The sequence below is a fragment of the Mycetocola sp. Y442 genome (genome assembly GCF_056898615.1).
Genome location: NZ_JBXHBV010000002.1, coordinates 486,607 through 508,001, shown reverse-complemented (window position 1 = coordinate 508,001; position 21,395 = coordinate 486,607). Strand labels below are relative to the sequence as shown.

At 62.6% G+C, this 21,395-nt stretch carries 16 protein-coding genes; 6 read left to right on the top strand and 10 right to left on the bottom strand.

The features are described from left to right. The first annotated feature begins 179 nt into the window (after positions 1 to 179). The 5 genes from AC1X6S_RS08990 to AC1X6S_RS08970 all read left to right on the top strand — a co-directional run bounded on the left by AC1X6S_RS08990 (position 180) and on the right by AC1X6S_RS08970 (position 7,001). Entirely contained in the window at positions 180 to 1,664 is a 1,485-nt protein-coding gene (locus AC1X6S_RS08990) for a sugar transferase (RefSeq protein ID WP_483405409.1), read from the top strand. Positions 1,665 to 1,833: 169 nt separating this feature from the next. Beyond that, complete coding sequence (locus AC1X6S_RS08985; RefSeq protein WP_483405408.1) at positions 1,834 to 3,054, top strand: glycosyltransferase; 1,221 nt, start codon at positions 1,834 to 1,836, stop codon at positions 3,052 to 3,054. Continuing rightward, entirely contained in the window at positions 3,051 to 4,298 is a 1,248-nt protein-coding gene (locus AC1X6S_RS08980) for a glycosyltransferase (RefSeq protein ID WP_483405407.1), read from the top strand. Before AC1X6S_RS08985 ends, AC1X6S_RS08980 begins: the two co-directional genes overlap by 4 nt. After that, a complete protein-coding gene (gene murJ, locus AC1X6S_RS08975) occupies positions 4,295 to 5,797 on the top strand; it encodes a murein biosynthesis integral membrane protein MurJ (RefSeq protein WP_483405406.1) in 1,503 nt (500 codons plus the stop codon). Before AC1X6S_RS08980 ends, murJ begins: the two co-directional genes overlap by 4 nt. Before the next feature lie 67 nt (positions 5,798 to 5,864). Next, entirely contained in the window at positions 5,865 to 7,001 is a 1,137-nt protein-coding gene (locus AC1X6S_RS08970; RefSeq protein ID WP_483405405.1) for a glycosyltransferase, read from the top strand. Between the two features lie 250 nt (positions 7,002 to 7,251). Here AC1X6S_RS08970 and AC1X6S_RS08965 read toward each other — a convergent pair whose 3' ends face one another. The 5 genes from AC1X6S_RS08965 to AC1X6S_RS08945 all read right to left on the bottom strand — a co-directional run bounded on the left by AC1X6S_RS08965 (position 7,252) and on the right by AC1X6S_RS08945 (position 13,942). Beyond that, positions 7,252 to 8,646, bottom strand: coding sequence for a tyrosine-protein kinase domain-containing protein (locus AC1X6S_RS08965; protein WP_483405404.1), 1,395 nt, complete (start codon positions 8,644 to 8,646; stop codon positions 7,252 to 7,254). Between the two features lie 333 nt (positions 8,647 to 8,979). Beyond that, entirely contained in the window at positions 8,980 to 10,077 is a 1,098-nt protein-coding gene (locus AC1X6S_RS08960) for a glycosyltransferase (protein WP_483405403.1), read from the bottom strand. 387 nt (positions 10,078 to 10,464) lie between these two features. After that, complete coding sequence (locus AC1X6S_RS08955; RefSeq protein ID WP_483405402.1) at positions 10,465 to 11,199, bottom strand: cohesin domain-containing protein; 735 nt, start codon at positions 11,197 to 11,199, stop codon at positions 10,465 to 10,467. A gap of 57 nt (positions 11,200 to 11,256) precedes the next feature. Further along, entirely contained in the window at positions 11,257 to 13,008 is a 1,752-nt protein-coding gene (locus AC1X6S_RS08950; protein ID WP_483405401.1) for an amidase family protein, read from the bottom strand. A 199-nt stretch (positions 13,009 to 13,207) separates the two neighbouring features. Further along, positions 13,208 to 13,942, bottom strand: a complete 735-nt coding sequence (locus tag AC1X6S_RS08945; RefSeq protein WP_483405400.1) for a YoaK family protein — start codon at positions 13,940 to 13,942, stop codon at positions 13,208 to 13,210. 266 nt (positions 13,943 to 14,208) lie between these two features. Between AC1X6S_RS08945 and AC1X6S_RS08940 the strand changes: the two genes are divergently transcribed. Further along, positions 14,209 to 14,964: an SDR family NAD(P)-dependent oxidoreductase gene (locus AC1X6S_RS08940; protein WP_483405399.1), complete on the top strand. Its 756-nt coding sequence runs from the start codon at positions 14,209 to 14,211 to the stop codon at positions 14,962 to 14,964. A 112-nt stretch (positions 14,965 to 15,076) separates the two neighbouring features. Here AC1X6S_RS08940 and AC1X6S_RS08935 read toward each other — a convergent pair whose 3' ends face one another. The 5 genes from AC1X6S_RS08935 to AC1X6S_RS08915 all read right to left on the bottom strand — a co-directional run bounded on the left by AC1X6S_RS08935 (position 15,077) and on the right by AC1X6S_RS08915 (position 21,368). Further along, the gene (locus AC1X6S_RS08935; protein WP_483405398.1) at positions 15,077 to 16,810 is read right to left on the bottom strand and encodes a DUF4832 domain-containing protein; all 1,734 of its coding nucleotides are present in this window, start codon (positions 16,808 to 16,810) and stop codon (positions 15,077 to 15,079) included. 64 nt (positions 16,811 to 16,874) lie between these two features. Then, positions 16,875 to 17,672 (bottom strand): carbohydrate ABC transporter permease, encoded by a 798-nt coding sequence (locus AC1X6S_RS08930; RefSeq protein ID WP_483405397.1) that lies wholly within the window; start codon positions 17,670 to 17,672, stop codon positions 16,875 to 16,877. Between the two features lie 82 nt (positions 17,673 to 17,754). Continuing rightward, on the bottom strand, positions 17,755 to 18,729 hold the full coding sequence (locus AC1X6S_RS08925; RefSeq protein WP_483405396.1) for a carbohydrate ABC transporter permease: 975 nt from the start codon (positions 18,727 to 18,729) through the stop codon (positions 17,755 to 17,757). 3 nt (positions 18,730 to 18,732) lie between these two features. Next, positions 18,733 to 20,034: an ABC transporter substrate-binding protein gene (locus AC1X6S_RS08920; RefSeq protein ID WP_483405395.1), complete on the bottom strand. Its 1,302-nt coding sequence runs from the start codon at positions 20,032 to 20,034 to the stop codon at positions 18,733 to 18,735. Then, a complete protein-coding gene (locus tag AC1X6S_RS08915) occupies positions 20,031 to 21,368 on the bottom strand; it encodes a Gfo/Idh/MocA family protein (RefSeq protein ID WP_483405394.1) in 1,338 nt (445 codons plus the stop codon). Before AC1X6S_RS08915 ends, AC1X6S_RS08920 begins: the two co-directional genes overlap by 4 nt. Positions 21,369 to 21,395 lie beyond the last annotated feature (27 nt).

Sequence of the window (21,395 nt, the reverse complement as noted above, 5' to 3'; positions counted from 1 at the left end):
ACAAAACCGCACCATGTGCCACTTCCCGCGATCTTGTCAGCACCCTGAGCAGGTAAGAGCGGACCCGGTCCTACATACACAGGTACAACGGGATGAGCGGTGCGGGGTGCCGCGGCTGTCAGCTAGCATGCAATAGGAACAACGGGGTCCGGTGCCAGTCTGAGCCGTGGGGGGGATCCATGAGTAGCATCACGCGCAGCATTCGTCCTTTGGACGACCGTAGACGCGTCGGCGACTGGAGGTCCGCGTTTGCGCGACGATTGGCGCTCACCGACCTTCTAGTCGTTGTCTGGGTTGTGTTCGGCGTGCAGTTTGCGTGGCTTGGTTTCGAATCTGGCTCTGCAGATGTCGCGGGAACGCCTGAAGACCTGGCGCTCAGCTACACCGTTATATCGGTCGCGATAGTTGGGGGTTGGATGGCTACCCTCTTGATAACGGGAACTCGCGATTTTCGTGTCATTGGGACGGGTGCTGCCGAGTACAAACTGGTGACTGACGCAAGCGTTCGGGTATTTGGATTAGTCGCCATCGCTGCGTTCTTACTGAAAATCGATCTCGCCCGCGGATATATTCTGCTGGCCTTCCCTTGCGGGATATTAGTGCTCTGCTTTTCAAGGTGGCTATGGCGCCAGTGGCTGGGGGTACAGCGGCAGCAGGGCGGATATGCCTCGCGAGTTCTGCTAGTCGGCTCCGAAGTCTCTGCGGCACATATTGCGAAAGAGCTGTCTCGCTTCGTGGAATCCGGCTATCAAATTGTCGGTGCGTGCTTATCGAGCCGATCGCCGGGAAGTTACCTGGCCGGGACCACCATCCCCGTTGTAGGGAATGTCGACTCGGTGATTGAAGCTATGCAGACCGCCGGTGCGGACACAGTGGCCATTACAAGCTCGGAAGAACTCACACCACAGAAGATCCGGGAGTTGAGCTGGAGCCTCGAGCCTGGTCGACAGCATCTGATCGTTGCCCCCAGCCTTACTGGTATAGGTGGCCCCCGGATCCACACGCGTCCCGTCGCAGGCCTACCACTGATTCACGTAGAGACACCGCGCTACGAAGGGGGCAAACTGTTCGCAAAGCGAGCCTTCGATGTTGTTGGTGCAGGCCTCTTCGTTGTTCTCCTGGCACCGGTATTCCTGCTTGTCGCCGCAGTGATTAAGCTCACAAGCGAAGGGCCGGTCTTCTTCCGACAAGAACGCGTAGGGATCAACGGCCAACATTTCGACATGTTGAAATTTCGCTCGATGGAGGTCGGTTCCGATGACAAGCTTCAGCAACTACTGAGCCAGCAAGGCAAAGCAGAAACACCGCTTTTCAAGGTCCAGAACGACCCACGAGTCACGCCGGTCGGAAAGATCCTACGGAAGTACTCACTCGATGAATTCCCCCAGCTAATCAACGTGCTGCGCGGTGAAATGAGCCTCGTGGGACCCAGACCACAACGTGACGGGGAAGTGGCGCTTTACGACAAAGCTGCATACCGGCGACTCCTCTTGAAGCCAGGTATGAGCGGACTTTGGCAAGTGAGCGGGCGCTCTTCGCTATCGTGGGAGGACGCGATCCGTCTAGACCTCTATTACGTAGAGAACTGGTCGATGACTGGCGACCTGATAATCCTGTGGCGGACTTTGAAGGCTGTCACACTTCCAGGGGAGAGCGCCCACTGATGGCGGGTCTCACAACTCATGAGTGGTTTGAGGCTCCCGACGGCGGAATGGTACCCGATAGTTTCAGCGCCGACGCCCTGAAACCCGGCGTCGAGCCTGCCTTGAATTGGGACACGCGCGAAGTAGCACGCCGCGCCAATCCAGTCTTCGGCGAGGGGCCATTTGCTCAATGGCTCGAAGCCTGGATTTCATCGAATGGAGCGACACAGCATTGAGTCAAGTAACACCTAACCACTGCAAGATTCTTGTTCAGGGAACGGCCGAGTGGGATCAACCGATCGCTACCAATCAGCACTACATGGTTCGAGAACTTGGAAAAGCATTTCAGGTAACGTTTGTCGCTTCTCTAGGCCTGCGCAGGCCTGAGTTCACCTCACGCGACATGAAACGCGCCTTCCAGCGCCTGTCCCCGCGAGTGTCTCCAGGCGCTTCGAGGCGGCCCCAATCACCTAGCGTTTCGGTCCTGTCGCCGAAGGTCATCCCCCTTCACAAGAAGCCATGGACCGTTCTCAACCGGCTCATCTTGAACAAAACTCTTCACAAGTGGCTCGATGGCGAGGGTCCCCGCGTCTATTGGACCTACTCGCCGGTTACTTATGGTTTCGAGGATCACGGGGACCTACGCGTCTATCATTGCGTGGACTTGTATGGCGAGTTCCCCGGCATCGATGGCGAGCTCATCGACCGGGCGGAACGAGAACTGGCGCTAAAGGACGTCATCGCCATCGGGAGCAGCCACGTCGTTGTAAAGCACCTCGAGCGCCAAGGCTTTCGGCACGTGCTGTACTGGCCAAACGTCGCGGACACCGAAACCATTAGGGCAACCGCCCAAGGTTCCAGGGAGAGGCCGCGGTCCGGAGTCATCTTTTCCGGCAACTTGAGCGAAAAGAAGGTCGATTTCGATATCCTTTCGCGACTGGTTGCCGACGGAGTGGAGCTTCATTTGGCGGGGCCTATCGCCGAGGGCGGCGGCGAAAGCGAAGCTGCAGTCAAACGCCTCATCGAGGCTGGCGCGCACTATCATGGTGTCCTCGATCTGTCATCGCTCACGTCGCTGATGCTCCGTTGCAAAGTGGGTCTAATCCCGTACCAGCTGAATTCCTACACACTGGGCGTGAGCCCCCTCAAAACGTATGAATATCTCGCGGCCGGCTTGTCCGTTGTCGCAACGGCCTTGCCTGGAGTATCCGCAGACGAACGGCACGTCGCCAGGGCTGCAGACGTGGACGATTTCATAGAATTGGTGACAGCCAGGTTACTCGAGGATGGGTCGTCCTTGGCGGAGCAACGAGTTGCATTGGCGGAATTGCATTCTTGGACGCAGCGCGGGCAAGACGCCCGGGAGTTGATCCTCGAAGGCTTGTCGGGAATAACTGGCGCTTCGCTGTGATCGACTCAGCGACCGAGCTTCGGGAGAGATACCGCGGTATATTCGTTTGCCACATCGCGCGCGACATCATGGCGAGTGGTGGCGGCGAGGTGGCAAAACAAGTCTCCCGCTATATGGCGGAGTATGGCGCGCGGGTGGTCATAATCACTGACACGCCGGGCGTCGATTTGGGCAGCGCGGTTCAGGTCCGGCAAACATTTCTTGGCCCGCGTCTTCTCAAATGGAAGCCTAAGTCCAGGGCCGGTTGGGTACTTCGCCATGCGTTGCAGATCTCAACTTTCACCGTCTTCTCGAGTCTCGTCGCGATCCGCTACAGGTTGCAACATGCGGTCATTTTCAACCACAACTGCGAGTCACTTGTGGGACAAGTCCTGGTTATGCACAACGTCTTTTCTGCAGAACTAAAGAGACGACAACTGGGCATTCCGGGCGTAATCAAGGCAATGGCTAACCCGGTCCGACTGATGAGAATAGCCAAGGAACTTACGCTGTCCGCTAAGCCATTCGGGCGCAAACTCGTAGCGGTGTCCCCAGCGGCCCAGCCCGACGTTGCGGCGCTTGGATCGCGAGCACGGACGACGACGATTCCGAACGGCGTAGACCTCGAAACCTTCCGCCTTGATCCTCCGGTCTCGGACCCGGATATTCTAAGAAACTGGTTGGCACAGAACCCGATGGCGATTCAAGTATTGTTCATCGGACATGAGTACGCCCGTAAGGGACTTGATGACCTCATGGGCGCGCTCAGCCACCTCCCGAGCAAATTCACTTTGATGGTTGTGGGTGGAATGTCCCAGGACGCGGCGAAGTACGCGGCTCTTGCGCGCAACCTAGGCATCAGCGACCGCGTGCTGTTCGCCGGTGAGCACGGAGATGTACGTCCTTTTATTCGTGCTAGCTCGGTTTTTTGCCTCCCGAGCTATTACGAGACCATGCCACTGGTGGCGTTAGAAGCTTGGGCCTCCGGGAGACCAGCAGTTCTCACCGCTGAATGCCCTGCGGCCGAACTACTACAGCCCGGCGTCAACGGCGAGTTGACCGGGCACAATCCTTCAGATATTTCGGGCGCAGTTCTGAAGGCAGCTTCGTTGAGCCTTCTTCCCGGCCACCGTCTGCAGATACGGTCCACGGTCGCCGAGCACGGGTGGGCGTCCGCTGCGAAATCGTATCTCGAGCTGGCGCGGAATATAGAGGACGCTGCACGACGCCGCCGGAACAAGAGAAGGCGAACTAGCAACGCATGAGTGGGTTCCGAAGAGGATTTGCCGTCCTCGCCGGCGGTAACCTACTCGGCAAGCTAGTGGCGCTCGCTCGAGAGATCGTGTTCGCTGGGGCCTTCGGCGTCGGCTCTGTGGCTTCAGGGTTTCGCGTGGCTCAAACGGCATCTATCGTCCCTGCCAACCTCGTGGCCGGCGACCTCTTATCAGCCGCGTTTGTGCCTTCCTACGCGCTCGAGTGCAAGCGCGACCCACGAAGGGCTGCATCGCAATTGTGGGGCTACTCGATTTGGTTGACGACGCTCCTGATCGTTGTCGCTTTGGTCGTGTTCGTTGGTCGCGAAGCCATAGTTACGTGGATCGTTCCGGGCGGAGGCTCGGAGCTCCGCAATCAGGCGGCAGCGCTACTAGGTATCCTCTCTTGGACGATGCCCCTGTACGGGCTCTCAGCGGTGCTTTCTTACGCTCTCGGGGCCCACGGTCGCTATGCTGCCACGTCACTACGCCCGCTAATTCAAAGCGTCGGGCTGCTTCTCGGCACCTTTCTTGCGATCCTCACCGGCTGGATTCCTTGGCTGGCAGTAGGTTTCGTTAGCGCCTGGGCTGTTTACACGGCTTTCACTATCGCGCTGGTGGTGCGTTCCGGCCTGCTGCCTCCACCTCGGGTCGGTGAGCTCTTGAGAAGCTGGGTTTTTATAGTCGATGGTGCCCGCCTAGTCGCTCCACTTTTTGTACTCACGTTTGCGATCCAAGCTTCCATAATCGCGGAACGAGCGTTCGCTTCTTTCGGCGAACCGGGGCTGATAGCTGCGGTCGATTACGCGCGCACGGTGTCGGACTCCCTGATGTCTTTGGTGGCTGTCCCATTAGGCGTACTCGGTCTTACTAAGTTGAGTGCCCTCACCTCGGAGCGGTACTCGTCGGCGGTGTCCACCATGACTAGCGTTGTCGTTGCGGCCATGCTGCCGGTCTCAGCGATCGTGGCTGTCTCTGCTCTACCCATAGTGACTGCATTGTACGCACGCGGGCAATTTGACGCTGAGGCAGCGCGATTGACCAGCCAAGTTCTCACCGGACTGTCGCTCGGCCTTGCTTTCCAAGTGCTCGGGTATTCGCTCTCCCGAGCGCTAACCGCAAACGGCAAGAACTCCGCAGTGCTCAAGTACACATCCATCGCGTTAGTGGGGCAGGTTGGGGTCCAAGGAATTGGCATATTTACCATCGGGTCACTAGCGATCGGACTCGGGCCCTCTGTCTTTGGGGTGCTACTCACCGTCGGGTGTGCCCACGCGCTCGGAGTGCTTGGGAAAATCGGGCTCCAGTGCCTCGCCGCCACGCCTGCGATTCTTGTTACCGCCATAGCGCTCGTTGTCGCCGACAACTACCTTCTCAGTATCGCGACCGTATTAGCTGCGTGGACTGCAAACATTCTCGCAGCCCCGATTCTGCGTCGACCACTGGCAGCGCAGGCCGGCCCCATCTGGCGCTGGCTCGAAGCGCGGTTTCGAAAGAATAGCGGCCACTAGAGTGTGGCTGCCTGAACAAGCCACGCAAACCGCAACGTCGCCAAGGAGTGAACAAAGAAGGATGCCCATGAACCGTTTGTCACCGAGCGCAGTTTCCGCAGGCATATTTAGGCACACGCTCTATTTGCCCTCCGAGCGATTCATACCGGATCAAGCAGCGGCGCTCGAGAAGACGAACGTCACGATGTTTGCGCGAGACGAAATCGTCAACGCGGACGATCGGCTGAGGGGCGTGAGCCTGAGCAGCCAGGGCAGGACTGCAGTGCTCAGGCACACGCTGCTCATGGATCCAGGTCCGCTCACGCGCGTGGTGCTACAGGAGAGGGTGGAGGTGCTTCACGCTCATTTCGGAGTCGAGGGGATGTACTCGCGCGCAGCCGCAGCGAGGACCGACATTCCTCACGTGGTAACTCTGCACGGGTTCGACGTTTCGCTCTCGCCGCGGGCACTCCGGCGGTCTATGAAACCCGCATGGGAGTACTACAGCGCCAAACGGGCACAGCTCATGAGGTCTGGAAGCGCTCTTGTGTGCGTGTCGTCTCACGTGCAGCGATTGGCGATTGCTTTGGGGGCGAACCCAGAAAAAACCTTCGTCATCGGAACGGGTGTAGACACACGCCATATTGCCTTCTCTTCATTGCCTGAAGCGCCGACCATCGTCCATGTTGCCCGACTCGTGGAAAAGAAGGGCACAGAAGTTCTTCTTCGGGCGTTCGCGGTCGTGTTGTCCAAAGTCCCCGAGGCACGGCTAAACATCGTTGGAACGGGTCCGCTCCTCCCAGCCCTCAAATCCCTCGCGGCCGACCTCCAGATCGACCACAGAGTCGACTTTCGGGGGCCCAAATCGCACGCGGAGGTTCTCGACGCGATCGCAAGCGCACGGGTACTATGCCTCCCGAGCGTCACGGCCAAGTCCGGTGACCAAGAGGGCCTAGGGCAGGTTTTGCTTGAGGCCGGAGCAATCGGACGTCCTGTCGTTGCGACGGTTCATGGCGGAATCACCGACGGGGTTCTCGATGGCGAAACGGGCATACTCGTCCCAGAAAGAAGCGTCGGGGAGTTAGCCGAGGCGTTGGTGGAGATCCTCGCTTCCGACAAGTTCGCCGCGCGACTCGGCAAAACGGCGCGTCAATTTGTCGTGCGTGAATTTGACCTGCGATCACAGGCGCGAAAAGTGGAGAGTCTCTATCGCTCGCTGCTGTAGTCGACTGGCGCAGTTGGCACTCGAGCGCACGATAGGCGCCCAGGTGGCCGCCGCCTCAGCACCCGATGCACCGCATTCGAAAGGGAGCGTTCTAAGACCGAGTTTGCACGTAAGCTCGCTGATTGCCCGACTTCGCCTGATTTGTGCTCACCTAGCGTCGGGGTTTTGAACAAACACGGAGTATCCGGCTTAGGCGCACTGACTGTCTTCCGAACTACACGGGCCTAGGCAAGCCCGGGCACAAGAGCGCTCATCGAGCCTTGCTGGGCTCGACTTCCACGCTGTCATAGCCATAGAGGCCACCATATGCCCCGTATCCGTAGGCGTCTGGCCCCTTCTTCGGCAACATTGTTAGAACGATTCCGGAAAGCGGAGCGCCGATATTCGCCAGAGCGCTCACAGCGCCCTTGAGCTGATTCTTGTGGGTTCGCCCAGCTGCCACAACCAGAATTGCGCCGCCGACTCCCTTTGCGAGAATTGCGGCGTCGGTGACCGGCAATAAAGGCGGCGCGTCAAAAATCACAGCGTCGAACTCCCTTGTGAAAACGGCAATCAATTCAGCCATAGCTCTTGAGGCCAACAGTTCGCTGGGATTCGGTGGGATCCGCCCTGCTGGCAGCACAAACAATTTCGACCGGCCCCATGGCTGCACCACATCCAGCAGTTCCGCTTTTCCGATCAACACATCGGTTACCCCCACCGAACCTTCAATGCCCATGTACTCCGCGATCCGGGGTCGACGGAGGTCCGCATCAACTAGCAAAACCCGCGCACCTGAATCCGCCAAGGATATGGCGAGGTTCGTCGCGGTCGTGCTCTTGCCTTCGCTTTCAACTGACGAAGTAACGACGAAAGTTCGACCTCGGTCGCCCACATCTAAGAACGAGAGGTTTGTGCGAAGTGTCCGGAAAGACTCAGCCCGGGGGCTGCGTGGGTCCACCTGGACGATAAGCGGGTTGACCTTAGCCTTCGCGTCGAATGCCATCCCGCCGATAATGGGGGCATCGGTGATTGCTTCGACATCACGTTCGCTGCGTATCCTGTTGTCTAATCTGTCCCTGAGCACTGCGATGCCGACGCCAAGGGCTAATCCGATGAGACCGCCCATCGCGAGGTTCACGGGCAGCTGCGGACTTACCGGGGCTCCCGGTACATCAGCCTGTTGGATGCGCGTGAGTTTGACCGGTGATACTGACTCCCCTGCCGATGGAGCCTCGATGCGCTCGACCGCAGATGCCAAGCTGGCCGAAATGGCGTTGGCTATTTCCGCAGCTGTTACAGGATCAGAGTCAGTCGCGGATATTTCTATGATCGTCGTGTCCAGCGCTGCGGAGACGGACACCTGTTCCGCCAGCCGGCCCGCCGTGACGGATAGATCCAACTCCGCTATGACGGGGAGGAGGACGATCGGTGTGGTGGCAAGGTCAGAGTATGTCTTAACTCGCTGCACGGTAAAACTGTTGCCTTGAACTAGATCTTGCGTCGTTTGACCGGATGAAGTCGAAACAAACACCTTGGATGTTGCCGCATATTCCGGCGTCTGAATTACGGAATATGCACCCGCGCCTGCTACACCAACCACAGTGAGCGTGACGATCAAAATCCAGCTCTTGAGCAGCAGTCGAATATAGTCGCGAAGCTCCACGTGTGCGGCCTTCCATCGGTCGAGGGCGGGACTCCGGCAGCCCGCCCTCCATGTTCCCACACGGAGACAACTCGAGCGACACCGTACCGCACGGTATCTGCACGGCGAGTGGATGTGCTCAACGGGAAACTGCTCTTGAGCAGCAGTGGCGACCGAACAGAAAGGTACGCTTCGGCGAATTTCTTCGGAGAATCAAGCGGTCAGCCGCTACGGCGCTAGAGGCGCTCGCTGCCGACCTGCCAGGCTGCCAGGCTGCCAGGCCGGCGATAATGCCCAACGGTGCGCCTCTGGCCTTCCGATGTTTTCGGAAGCGATCCAGATCCACTCAACTCATCACAGGGTCACCCAGCGCTCGAGGTGACCGCGAAACAAAGTCGCGTCGAACTCCCACGCGCGTGCGATGCAGTCCGCCGAGTTGGCCTTCACAGCTCTCTCGAGCGCATCCACAAGGGATGCGGGGTCCTCCGACTGGAACAACGCCCCCGTCTGGTTGTCCACAACTGTTTCTGCGGCTCCGCCCCAACTCCGGGCAATCACGGGTGTCCCCGTCGCCATGGCTTCGACGGGCATAATGCCAAAGTCCTCCACCGGCGGAAACATATACACGAGTGCTCGCCTATAGAGCTCATTCAGCATGGCGTGAGACGGGCGCGGGACGAACGTGACCAGCCCCGGTCGCTCGTCCGCCTGAGCGCGAAGGTAAGGCAGGGAAGGGCCATCTCCAGCCAACACAACGTGCACGTCAGCGGCCAACCCGAGACTGATTACCAGTTCGAGCTGCTTGTAAGGAATAAAGCGGGATGCTCCAAGCACGAAGGTGGTTGGCAACGCGGACAAGATGTCCCGCTCTTCGTCCGTGAGATCGGCGGCTGAGGACTCCACGAACGCAGAAACGTCCACCGGAGGGTAGATGACGGTGCTTTCGACGCCCCAGTGCTCTCTGATCCTGTCTGCGACGAAGTTGCTGATCGCCGCGACGGAGTGGGCTTCTTGAGCGCGGTGACGATCAAGGGGCTTCAGCACCGCGGAACCTACGCGCGCGGAGAAGGAAGAACCCCGTCGGTCTAACTCAGGCGTCCAGATGTAGCGAGCGGGCGTGTACGCGTAGACAAACTTGGGCGCTTTCGACGCCAGCCCACCAAATCTCGCGTGATGCGCGAACAAATGCGAACTGCACAGGAGCCAGTCGACGTCGGTCTTGGGCAGCGCCCGCCATGTGGCTGGCATGAAAGGGAGCGCGGCGCTCTTGTGATTTCTCAGCGGCGTCCGAGCAAGCCACGTGTCTCTTACCCGACCAGGCGCGAAGCGCTCCGGAGAGTCGTCCCAGAGACATTGAATGGGTGCGTCAGGGAATGTTCTCGCCATTTCCACAACAACATTTTCCGAGCCCCCGTGTTTCGCAAGCCATTCATGGACGATTACCCCAGACAAATCTTCCCCCTAATACTTCTTGTTCCACGGACTCTCGTGTCGGCACTGGAGGTCGACAACAAGCAGCCTATGGCGGTGTTGCCAGAGTAACGGATTGGGTTTCAACAAGATCTCACTCAAGTACGGCTGGGAAGGATGGTCAACAGGACGCCGAGACCGGCCTGCTGCAGTGCAAGTGCGAGAACGGCGCCGTTGACATTGGCCTAGGCATCAACTTCCGCGTCGTGCGGGCGCCGCCCTTGACCGAGCCTTGTCGACCTCCGCGATCGAGAACATGGTGGCGATCCTCTCGCGTGGCATTGCCGCACAGGCGATCCGAGAAGCGAAAGTGGCGGCCGGCACGGTGCTCCAGCCGCCACTTGTACCTCCTCTATGAAGGAAGGGTCCTTACCAGGCCTGGCTGGCCCGCTTCCGCCGCGCCCCGAACGCGAGCAGCGCCCCGAACAGGAGCGCAGCACCCGCACCGACGAACGGCCACGCCGCCAGGTCCGTGCCGGTGCCCGACAGGATGTCACGGCCCGGTCCGGAAACCGGGTCGGCGTCCTCCCCCGCGGATCCACCCGGCGTTACGGGAGCCGCCGGAGCGGCCGACGGCGAAGTCACCGGCGCCGCCGGCGCCAGCACCTCGACGTCGGCCGACGCGGCATCCGCGACGACCAGCGACACGGCATCCGCCCCGACCAGTTCTGCGTCGAGAGCGAGCGTCACATCGCCCGCGCCGATCGCCTCGAACGACAGGGTCGCGAGCGTCAGGTCACCGGTCGCGCTGGGCGACGTACCGAGCTTGGTGTGCACATACTGCAGCTCACTGCCCTCCACGGTCGCGGCCCCGACTCCCGACACCGGGGTCTGCGCGCTGCCGTCGACATACTCGAGCACGTCCGGGTCGAAGCCCAGCGCGAGCTCATACGCGTACACGTCGACCGCACCCGTGACCGACACCGTGACGTCCACAGTCTCGCCGACCTGCACCGTGGCATCCGACACCGCAACCGCAAAGGTCGCGACGCTCGGAACCGCCGTTGCCGACAGCGGTGCGGCCAGCACCAGGCCGCCGACCATCGCGGCGAACACCGGGCCCGCGAATGTTACTCGTCGACGGATGCTCCCCGCTGATGACATGGACTCGTTACCTTTCAGTTCTGTCTGCTGTTGCACTCGCCGTATCGTCGCCATGGTTTAACCCACCAGTTCCGGGAAGAGGGACGGTGAGGTGCGGTGCTTCGTGGCCTGCTCGTAGTCGTACGCGAACCCGAGCAGCGTCGACTCGGCGTATGACCGGCCGAGGAACTCGATGTTCGATGGCGCTCCGTCGATCGCGCTTCCGTCGATCGCGGTCGACGACATCCCCATCGGAACGGTGACGGCCGGCATCCCGCCATACGGGCTGAGGCGGTTGTTGGCGCCGGCGCTGTACTGGCCGGTCGTCGTCGGATAGATCATCGCCGACACGTTGTACGTGTTCATCGCCCCGGTGAGGATCGACTCGCCATTGGCAATTTCGGCGTTGTGCTGCGTGATCCAGGCCTGGTACTGCTCCTCGGTCACCCGCTCCCTGGCGTTGTACGTGTTGGTGCGCGACGGGTACTGGTAGTCGTTGGCAGCGATGATCTCGGTGAGCGTCTCGTACGGCACGTCGGGGTCGGTGACGAACTTGGCGAGGTACTCGTTGAGGTCGTGCTTGAACTCGTTGGTGCTTCCGCTCGAGTAGCCCTGCACTGTGGCGAGGTCGGGGATCACCATCTCGACGACGGTCGCGCCCTGCGCCTCGAGGTCCGCCTTCGCCTGGTTGAACAGGCGCAACACCGCTGGGTTCGAGCCGACGATGGACGGAACGTAACCGATCCGCGCACCCTCGAGGCTTGAGTCGTCGAGGCTGGACGTGTACGTGCCCGGGATGTTGCCGTTGGACTCTGCGGTGATCGGGTCTTCGGAGTCGAACCCGACGACCGAGTCGAGCGCAATCGCCGCATCGGCAACCGTGCGGGTCATCGGGCCACCGGTGTCCTGCGACAGTGCGAGCGGGATGATGCCGTCACGGCTGGCGAGGCCAACCGTCGGCCGAACGCCAACGAGCTGGTTGAACGACGACGGCACCCGGATCGATCCGCCGGTGTCTGTGCCGAGTCCGATGATGCCGAGGTTGGCGGCGATGGATGCGCCGGTTCCTCCGCTGGATCCGCCCGCGTTCTGGTTGCGGACGTACGGGCTCATCGTCGGTCCTCCGAGCGAGCTGTCGGTGGTGAGGTTGAATGCGAACTCGTCGAGGTTGGCCTTCGCCAAAATGACCGCCCCGTCAGCGCGCATCTGTTCGACCATCTGGCTGTCGGCATCCGTCTGGTTGTTCTTCAGGCAGGTGCACCCGGCGGTCGTCGGCATATCGACAGTGTTGTAGTTGTCTTTTGCGATTACCGGGATGCCGTGGAGCATGCTGCGGGGACCGCCCGCGGCGCGTTCCGCATCCAGCTGGGCAGCGATCTCCAACGCGTGCTCGTTGACCGAGATGATCGAGTTGAGCTTCTCGCCCTGGTCGTCGTATGCGGCGATTCGGTCGAGGTACATCTTCGTCAGTGACACGGCGCTGATCACACCGGCGTTCATCGCCTTCTGTGCGTCGATCGTGCTCGCCTCGACCGCGGAGAACGGACCGTCGTCGTAGAGCGCACGCTGGCTCAGCTGCGCGACATCGGTGACGGTGATCGTTCCGTTGCCGTCGAAGTCGGCCACCCTCACGCCCGCCCAGGTCGGGTCGGCGTTCGTGCTGCCGAGCGCCGCCATGAGCTGGGCGATATCGACCTCATCGACAGCGTCGTCTCCGGTGAGATCTGCCTCTATATAGAAGGGAGCGAGAAAGTTCAGTCCCGTGGTGTCTGACGGTGCCGCAGTGGCGACGGTGAGGCCGCCGAGGCTGGTGGCCGCGACTGCGACCATCGCTCCCGGCAGCAGAACGAATTTTCGGAATCGGTGCCGTGGTGGCTGACTCAAGGTGTTCCTCTCGGGGCAGGCAAGGAATCGACGCGCAGAGCGCGGCGTGACGACGCATTCTGCGGCGTGATTCCGATGCTCACAGCCCCGTGTTGCGGGGGTGTAACGCCGGGGTTTCGAGGGCTGGCTCAATCGGGCGACGGCGTTACAACCGTGCTCCGGATGCCGACACCCGGTTCGACACCACCCTGAGCACCACGGCTCCGCACCCCATCACGACGGCGCCGGCGCACGTCGCGACCGGGGCGCCGAAGGAGAAGTAGAGCGCCGAACCGAGGAAGGCGCCGAGCCCCATAGCGAGAATCGCGAGAAGCTTGCGCAGCCAGTGCGGGTCGTGCTTGCCGGAGAGCCAGCCGTCGTGGGCCAGGTTCACCATGGTCATGGTGACGACTACAGTGCTGATGTCTCTGATGCCCACCGGCTTGAGGGCCGAGGCCTGGGCGCCGAGGGCGAAGGCGAGCACCCCCGTGATCACGACGATCGCGGCGTCGTTCGGCGGCCCGATCACCGCCCACCCGACACCGACGCCCAGGGTCACGACGGCGCCACACGCGAGGGTCGCGGTCGTCGCGAGCGGGACCCGATCGTGTGTCGGCCTGATCCGAAGGACTCGGGCCGCGGTGACCGCACCGAGGAAGAAGACTCCGAGGGCGACGAGCAGATTGACGACGGGGAGTTCCTGCTGCCCACCGAGTGCGAATCCGAGAAACAGCACGTTGCCCGTCATGTTGCCGGTGAAGACCTGATCGAGCGCCTGATAGCTCACGCCATCGAGGATGCCGGTGGATATCGACAGGACGAGAAGCGCGGCCACCAGCCCGGTGTCGCGGGCAGCGGTCGCCGACTGTGCCGCAGGGGTACTGGCTGGGGGGTTCGTCATTGTCGCCTCCTGGTGATGTGGCAACGCACTCGGCGTCGGCACCATGACAGTGCCGTTGCCGGTGATCAGCCAGAGGCGGATGACACGCGGCCAGCTGCCGATCAGCGCACGACGCCACCCGAACGGAAGCTTTGCTCAGGTTTGGCGGGGAAGTCTATGCAGAGTGATGAAATAGGCTGGGCTCGGAGGCCGTTATGCCTCTAGACGGTTCGGAAGAACCGCCCCTATCCAGAAACGCGGGACTCTGTCCCGAGCAAGGAAACACAATGGGCAACTTTGAAGGAAAGACCGCACTCGTCACCGGTGGCGGCTCAGGCATCGGCGAAGCGATCAGCAAGGAACTCGCCAGCAACGGCGCCAAGGTCGTCGTCGCTGACATCAACCTCGAGAGCGCGACCCGCGTCGCCGACGAGATTACCGCCGCTGGCGGAACCGCTGTTCCGTTCCAGTCGAACACCATGATCGCTGAAGACAGCAAGAAGGCCGTCGACTTCGCCGTCGAGACCTTCGGCGCCCTCAACTACGCGGTGAACAACGCCGGCATCGGTGGCGCCCCCGCCCTGACCGGTGACACCGACCTCGAGAACTGGGAACGCGTCATCGGCATCAACCTCAACGGTGTGCTGTTCGGTATGCGGTACCAGATCCCCGCCATCCTCGAGTCCGGTGCGGCCGAAGGCGGCATCGTCAACATGGCCTCGATCCACGGCACCGTCGCAGCCCTCGGCTCGTCGGCGTACACCGCGTCAAAGCACGCGGTCGTCGGCCTCACCAAGAACGCCGCTGCGGAGTACGGAGCACAGGGCCTGCGCATCAACGCCGTCGGCCCCGGCTACATCGACACCCCGCTGCTCGAAGCCGCTCCCGCTGAGATGCTCGAGGGCCTCAAGGGCAAGCACCCGCTCGGACGCCTCGGCCGTCCCGAGGAAATCGCCAACGTCGCAGCGTTCCTGCTGTCAGACAAGGCAAGCTTCATGACCGGCGCGTACGTGCTGGTCGACGGCGGCTACACCACCGTCTAAACGTCTCATCGATCAGCGGACCGGTCACGGACCGCTGACCTGGCGTGACACACGCGAACGGGCACCGGATGACGACATCCGGTGCCCGTTCGGCGTTTCGGCGAGCGCCGGCCTAGCTGAGCTGGCTCTGTCGGCGACGGAGCGCGACGAGCGCACCGGTGCCGATCAGCATCGCAACCGCCGCAGCGACGGCGAGGCCAAGCGGGCTGGTCTCGGTACCGGTGTTCACGAGCCGGTCGCGGGCATCCGTCGTCCCGTCACCGGTCACGACCGGAGCGACGGTGCCAGGAGCAGCGCCCGGCGCGGCCGGGGCCGGCACTTCAGGTGCGGGATCCGCGGGGTCAACGGGAGCCGGCGTGATCACCGGAGCCGCGGCGCCGATCGTCACCGTCTGGCCGAGCGCGTTGAGACCGGTGGTCGCATCCCAGGTGCCGACGTTCGCGGCCTGAATGGCGAACCGCGGGTCGTCGCTCACGGCCTGACCGGCCAGGGGGGCGTCCACACTCGTGCCGGCATCTCCCGCTGGAAGAGCGAGGTACGCCTGGTACTCCCCGTCGGGGACACCCGCGAACGATGCGGTGAGCGTTGTGGTCGTACCCGGCATCCACATGCGCGCATCGTCGTTGTCGGTGAACGGCACTTCGAAGCTGCCGGCGTCACCCTCGAGCACCAGAACGGCGGTCCTCGGGTTGTACGGAGCTGCCCAACCGTCATTGCGCACCCCGAGGGTGAGCTGGGTCGCGCCGTCGGCATCCGCCGAGACAGTGCTCTCGGTCATCACGAAGCGGTAGCCCAGTCGCTGCGCTGTCTCTTCGATGCCCTCGGCACCCCAGGTGTTGAGGACCGCCTGGTTGTAGTCACGGTTGAGGTAGCTGTAGTTGTAGCGCGCCATCTCTGCCGATGCGCTCGCCCACTCGGAGCGCGGCGGGTTGACGTTGCAGGTCTCACCACCGATGGGCACGTACTTGCTGTCCGCCTCGAGGTACTCCTGGTCGAGTTCGATCGGGTCGGACAGGAACGTTCCCCAGTCATCGGGCGCCGCGAGGAAGCAGTCGTTGTGGTGACCGACGCGGGAGATGTCGCTGCCGTCGTGCGCCTGGGCGGGCGTGATGGCGCCCGCCGCGCCGGTGGGCACGTCGAAGAGTTCCTGCTTCGAGAGCATCGTACGCACCTGAACCGAACGGTCTTCGGGAAGCGCCTCGAGCAGCGCATCGGTCACCGCTGACCGGTTGGCCCAGTCCTCCTCCGTGACGACACCGGGGTTGGCGGGGTCTGCGACGAAGTGGTCGGTGTAGTAGCCCTCGCCCCAAAGGCCGATCAGTCCGTTCTGAACGACGGGAATGACATCCGCGTTCGCCCGGAGAATCGGCGTGAGCTGCTCGATGTGTGCGAGAACGATGTCGAGCGGTGCGTCACCGTGCGGCGGCTCGTATGGCCAGGCGCCGCCCTGCACGTAGGCGAACCGGGTGATCACGGAAATGCCAGCCTCGCGCGCCGTGTCGTAGTCGGCCTGGACGAGGGCGAGGAACTCGGGGTCAAGCGTCGGGGTGTTGACGAACTTCTCCAGGTAGAACACCCGGAGGATCTGGGTGACACCCTCGGTGCGGAACGCCTCGATTTCCGCACGGACAAGCGGCACATAACCGGAACCGTCAGCCCGGTAGTGCGTTTCGGTGTGGTCATAGAACCCGCGCTCGGGGTTGGCGATGACCCCCGCACTTTCTTCATATTGAACGGTGACGTCCCCCGGCGCGGCGATCGCGGCGGACGGGATGGCCAACGCCGCAATCCCCGCCAGTGCGATTCCGATCGGTACGAATCTCTTGTGATGTTTCCTTTGGTGCACGGTGGATCTCCTTTGAGTCGGATGATGCTTTGTGTGGAACGGAAAATTGCGTACTGGATGCCGGTTACTTCAGCCCGCTGGAAGCGAGGCCGTCGATGACCCGACGTTGCAAAACAACGAACATGATCAACACGGGTGCCATGGCGAGCAGGCTCGCTGCCATCACAACCGGGTAGTCGGTGGTGCGGTCACCAATGAGCGTTGCGAGCCCCGCCGATAACGGCATCCGATCGCTGAATGTGGTGACAACGAGCGGCCAGAGCAGCTCGTTCCACGACCACAGCACTGTGGTGATCGCGAGCACGCTGATCGTCGGGCCGGCCAGCGGGAGCATGACCTTCCAGAAGACCTGGAAAGGGTTCGCACCGTCGAGGCGGGCCGCTTCTTCGAGCTCGACCGGCATCGCGAGGAACGCGGTGCGCATCAGGAAGGTGCCGAACGCGCTGAACAGGCCGGGCAGCACCAGGCCGCCGAGCGTGTTGAGCAGGCCGAGGTTCTGCACGATCTGGTACTGCGACAGCAGGTACACCTGCGACGGCACCATCAGGATGGAGAGCACGAGCGCGAGCAGGATGCCCCTGCCCCGGAACCGCATGCGCGCGAACGCATACCCGGCGAGGGTGCAGAACAGGATCTGGGCGACCGTGCGGATCACCGTGATCACCACCGACGTCGTCAGCTGTTCCAGGAACGGCAGGCGGGTGAACACGGCGGCGTAGTTCTGCCACTGCAGTTCGGCCGGCCAGAACACGGGCGTGACGCTCTGCACCTCTGCGTTCGTCGACAGCGACATGATGATCTGCCACACGAACGGGAAGGCCATCAGCAGCCCGCCTCCGCCGAGGATGATGTGCGCGAACACGTGCGACCCGCCGCGACGCGGGGCTCGGCGACGCGGGGTCGGTTTCCTCGCTGCGGGAGGAACCCGAACGGATGCCACTGCCTCAGTCAACCTGGACCCACCGTTTCTGCAAGCGGAACTGGATCGCGGTCACGATTCCGATGATGACGAAGATCACCATGGCGATCGCCGCCGCGTAACCCTTGTCGTTGTTCACGAAACCCTCGCGATAGAAGAAGTAGACGAGCGACATGCTCTTGGGCAGCACCGGGTTGGAGCTGCCGAGGATTGCGTAGAGCAGGTCGAAGACCTGGAAGCTCGAGATGATCGTGACGATGGAGATGAAGAAGATGCTCGGCGTGAGCAGCGGGACGGTGATCGAACGAAACTGCCGCCACCTGGTTGCTCCGTCGAGTTCGGATGCCTCATACATTTCGGGCGGGATGCTCTTGAGTCCGGCGGCGAGCACGATCATCGCGAACCCAAGCGACGACCAGAGGCCGACGATCGCGACGGCGACTGTTGCGGCACCGGGGGTGCTGATCCAGTACGGTCCGTCGATGCCGAGAAAACCGAGCCCATAGTTCAAGAGTCCAAAGTCGCCGTTGAAAATGATGCGCCAGACCATGGCTACCGCCGTCGGCATCGCCACGTACGGGAGGAAGAACAGCACCCGGTAGAGCGACGCGAAACGGAGGCCAGGCAGGTTCAGCAGGCTGGCGAGGAAGACGGCGATCGGGATGCCGAGCAGCACGATTGCCGTGTAGAGCAGGGTGTTGCCGAAGGAGAGGTAGAGCGCCGGGTCGGCGAACAGGGCGACGTAGTTCTCGAATCCGGCGAAGTCCCACCCGCCGAATGCTCCCCAGTCCGTAAGGGAGTAGAACGCGGTCTGGAGGATCGGCCAGAAGTAGAACACCGAGATCCCGCCGACCAGTGGTGCGAGGAAGAGCCACGGCCAGATGCCGTCACCGGCGAAGCGACGCCGCGGTGTCTGGGGCGGGGCGCCGCTCCCGGCTCGCGCCGCCCGACCCGTGCGGGTCGGGGCGGGCGAGCCGGGAGTGTGCGTTTCGGTTGTCACTGGTTACTCCTCGGCGAGAGCCGCATCCATCTGCTCGGCGAGTTCCGCGGTGACCTCAGCGGTCGGGCGCTCACCCGAGAACGCCTGCGGCAGCAGTTCGGTCTCGAATGCGTTCCAGACGGCAGAGTTGTTGCTCACCGGGAGGGGCTTCGAGTACTCGACAGCGTCGAGGAAGATCTGCAGGTTGGCGTCAGGCATCGACTGGGTGAAGGCATCCTGTGTTCCGGTGAATGCCGGGATCATCGCGCCGGCGTCACCCTGCTGCTGCTGGGCTTCTTCGCTGGCGAGGAAGACCTGGAACGCCTGGGCGGCCTGCTTGTTCTTGGAGTCAGCGGAGACGACGTTCGAGACACCGTGGATGACGGTGGCCTGCTCCTCGCCCGTGGGCAGCGGAAGCGCCGTGATGTCACCGGCGAACGGGAGGTCGGTCAGCGCCGAGCGGAACCAGCTGCCGCCCCAGTACATGGCGAGCTTGCCGGAGGTGAACCACTGGTCTGCCGTGGTGTCGGTCAGCTGCTGGATGGACGGTGACCCGCCGCTCGCGATGAGGTCGCTCCAGAACTGGATGCCGGCCTGTGATCCTTCCGAAGCGTACCCGGAGGTGTCACCGTCGATGACCGAGCCGCCGGCCTGGAAGATCGTGTTGTAGTAGGTGGTCTGGCCGTCCATGCCGCCGGCGCCGCCATAGATTCCCTCAGCCGCGAGTGCGGTGGAGATGTCGGTGGCCGCGGTCTGGAAGTCGTCCCAGGTCCAGTCCTCGCTCGGCAGTTCGACCCCGGCCTGTTCGAACAGTGCCTTGTTGGTCCAGACGCCGATCGTGTCGAAGTCCTTCGGAACGCCGTACTGCTCGTCACCGACGTTGTAGAGGTCGACGAGCGACTCCGGATAGTTCGACAGCTCGATGTCGCCGGCGTCAACCGCGTCGGCGATCGGCTCGAGCAGGCCGTTGGACGCGTACAGGCCGATGTTCGGGCCGTTCATCCAGAACACGTCGGGAAGCGTCTTGCTCGAACCCTGCGTCTGCAGCTTGGTCCAGTACTCGGAGTACGGCGTCACGTTGACGTTCACTTCGATGTTCGGGTAGAGCTCGTTGAACGCGTCGATGTTCTCTTCGATCGCGGACACCTGGTTCTTGTCCCACAGCCCGTAGGTGATGGATGCCTTCAGGTCTTTATCGGGGGCGCCGTATTCGCCGCTGTCGCTGGTTCCGGCATCCGAGCTGCAGCCGCTGACCGCGAGCATGAGGCCCATGGCTGCGGCCACTCCGGCGGTCAACCGCCGGGCGGAGGGGGTGGACGAGGTCATGAGGTGGTCCTTTCACTGGGTAGCGCGTCTGTTGTGATTGTCGGGTGGTGCAAGGGGGCAGTACGGGAGGTGAAGTGGGAGAGAACCGCCGGCGCCAGGTCCGGGACGGTCATGGGGGTGGAACCGGCACGGAGGGATGCCGCGGCGAGCGACCCGGCAGCGACGGCTTCGCGTGCGGCGATGGGCGACACGATAGTGGGGGCGCCGTCGAGCACGTGGGCCAGGAATTCTGTCATCGTGAGCAAATCGGCATCCGCGTGCCCGCTCGCGACGCCCTCGATCGGGTACTCGGCGTCTCCCGATTCCTGCCACTCGTGGCGGCGGTTCCAGACCCTGACGGTGCCGCCAGCGGTGTCGCCGAAGTTTTCCAGGCGACCCTCGGTGCCGATGACCGTGTAGTTGCGCCAGTAATCGGGGGTGAAGTGGCACTGCTGGTAGCTCGCCTGCACGCCGTTGTCGAGGGTCATCAGCATCATCGAGACGTCTTCGACGTCGACGACGGGGTTGAGTCCGGTCTGCGCGGCCGGCGGCCAGTTGTCGTAGGAGAACCAGTCCTCCATGACCTCACCCGGGCGCTCGCGGCGGTCGGTGATGTCGCCGTAGACCATGAGGTCGCCCATGCCGACGACGCGGCGGGTGTACCCGGAGGCGAGATAGTGCACGATGTCGATGTCGTGGCTGGCCTTCTGCAGCAGGAGGGTGCCTGTCTTGGATCGGTCGGCGTGCCAGTCCTTGAAGTAGTAGTCGCCGCCGTTGCCGACGAAGTGGCGGACCCAGACGGCCTTGACCTCGCCGATCTCGCCGCGTTCGATGATCTCGCGCATCACGCGGACCACGCCGGAGTGTCGGAAGTTGTGGCCGACGTACAGCGGGGTGCCCGTCTCGGCCGCTGTCGTGAGCACCCGATCGGCACCCTCGAGGGAGATGGCGAGTGGCTTCTCGAGGTAGACGGCGATGCCGGCCTCGAGCAGGGCGACAGCGATGTTCTCGTGGGTGTGATCGGGGGTGGTGACGATCGCCGCGTCGATTCCGCCGGCGGCGATGAGCTCGTCGAGCGACTCGTAGACCGTCGCGTCAGGAAAAAGGGAGCGTGCCCGGTCGCGGCCGGGTTCGGTGGTGTCGACGGCAGCGACGACCCGTGCGCCGGGACGTGCCTCGGCGACGTGGTGCGCGATCACGCTGCGGGCGCCGGTTCCGATGACGGCGACGGCCAGGGATGGCGCCGCGGCCCTGCCGTTGCTGCCGTTGCCGGTGCCCGTGCTGCTGCCGTTGCCGGTGCCTGCGCCGTGCCCGTCACCGGCGTCGCTGGTGCCGCGAGTTGAACTGAGATTCATCTGCTGGATTCCACTTCGTTGTGTCTT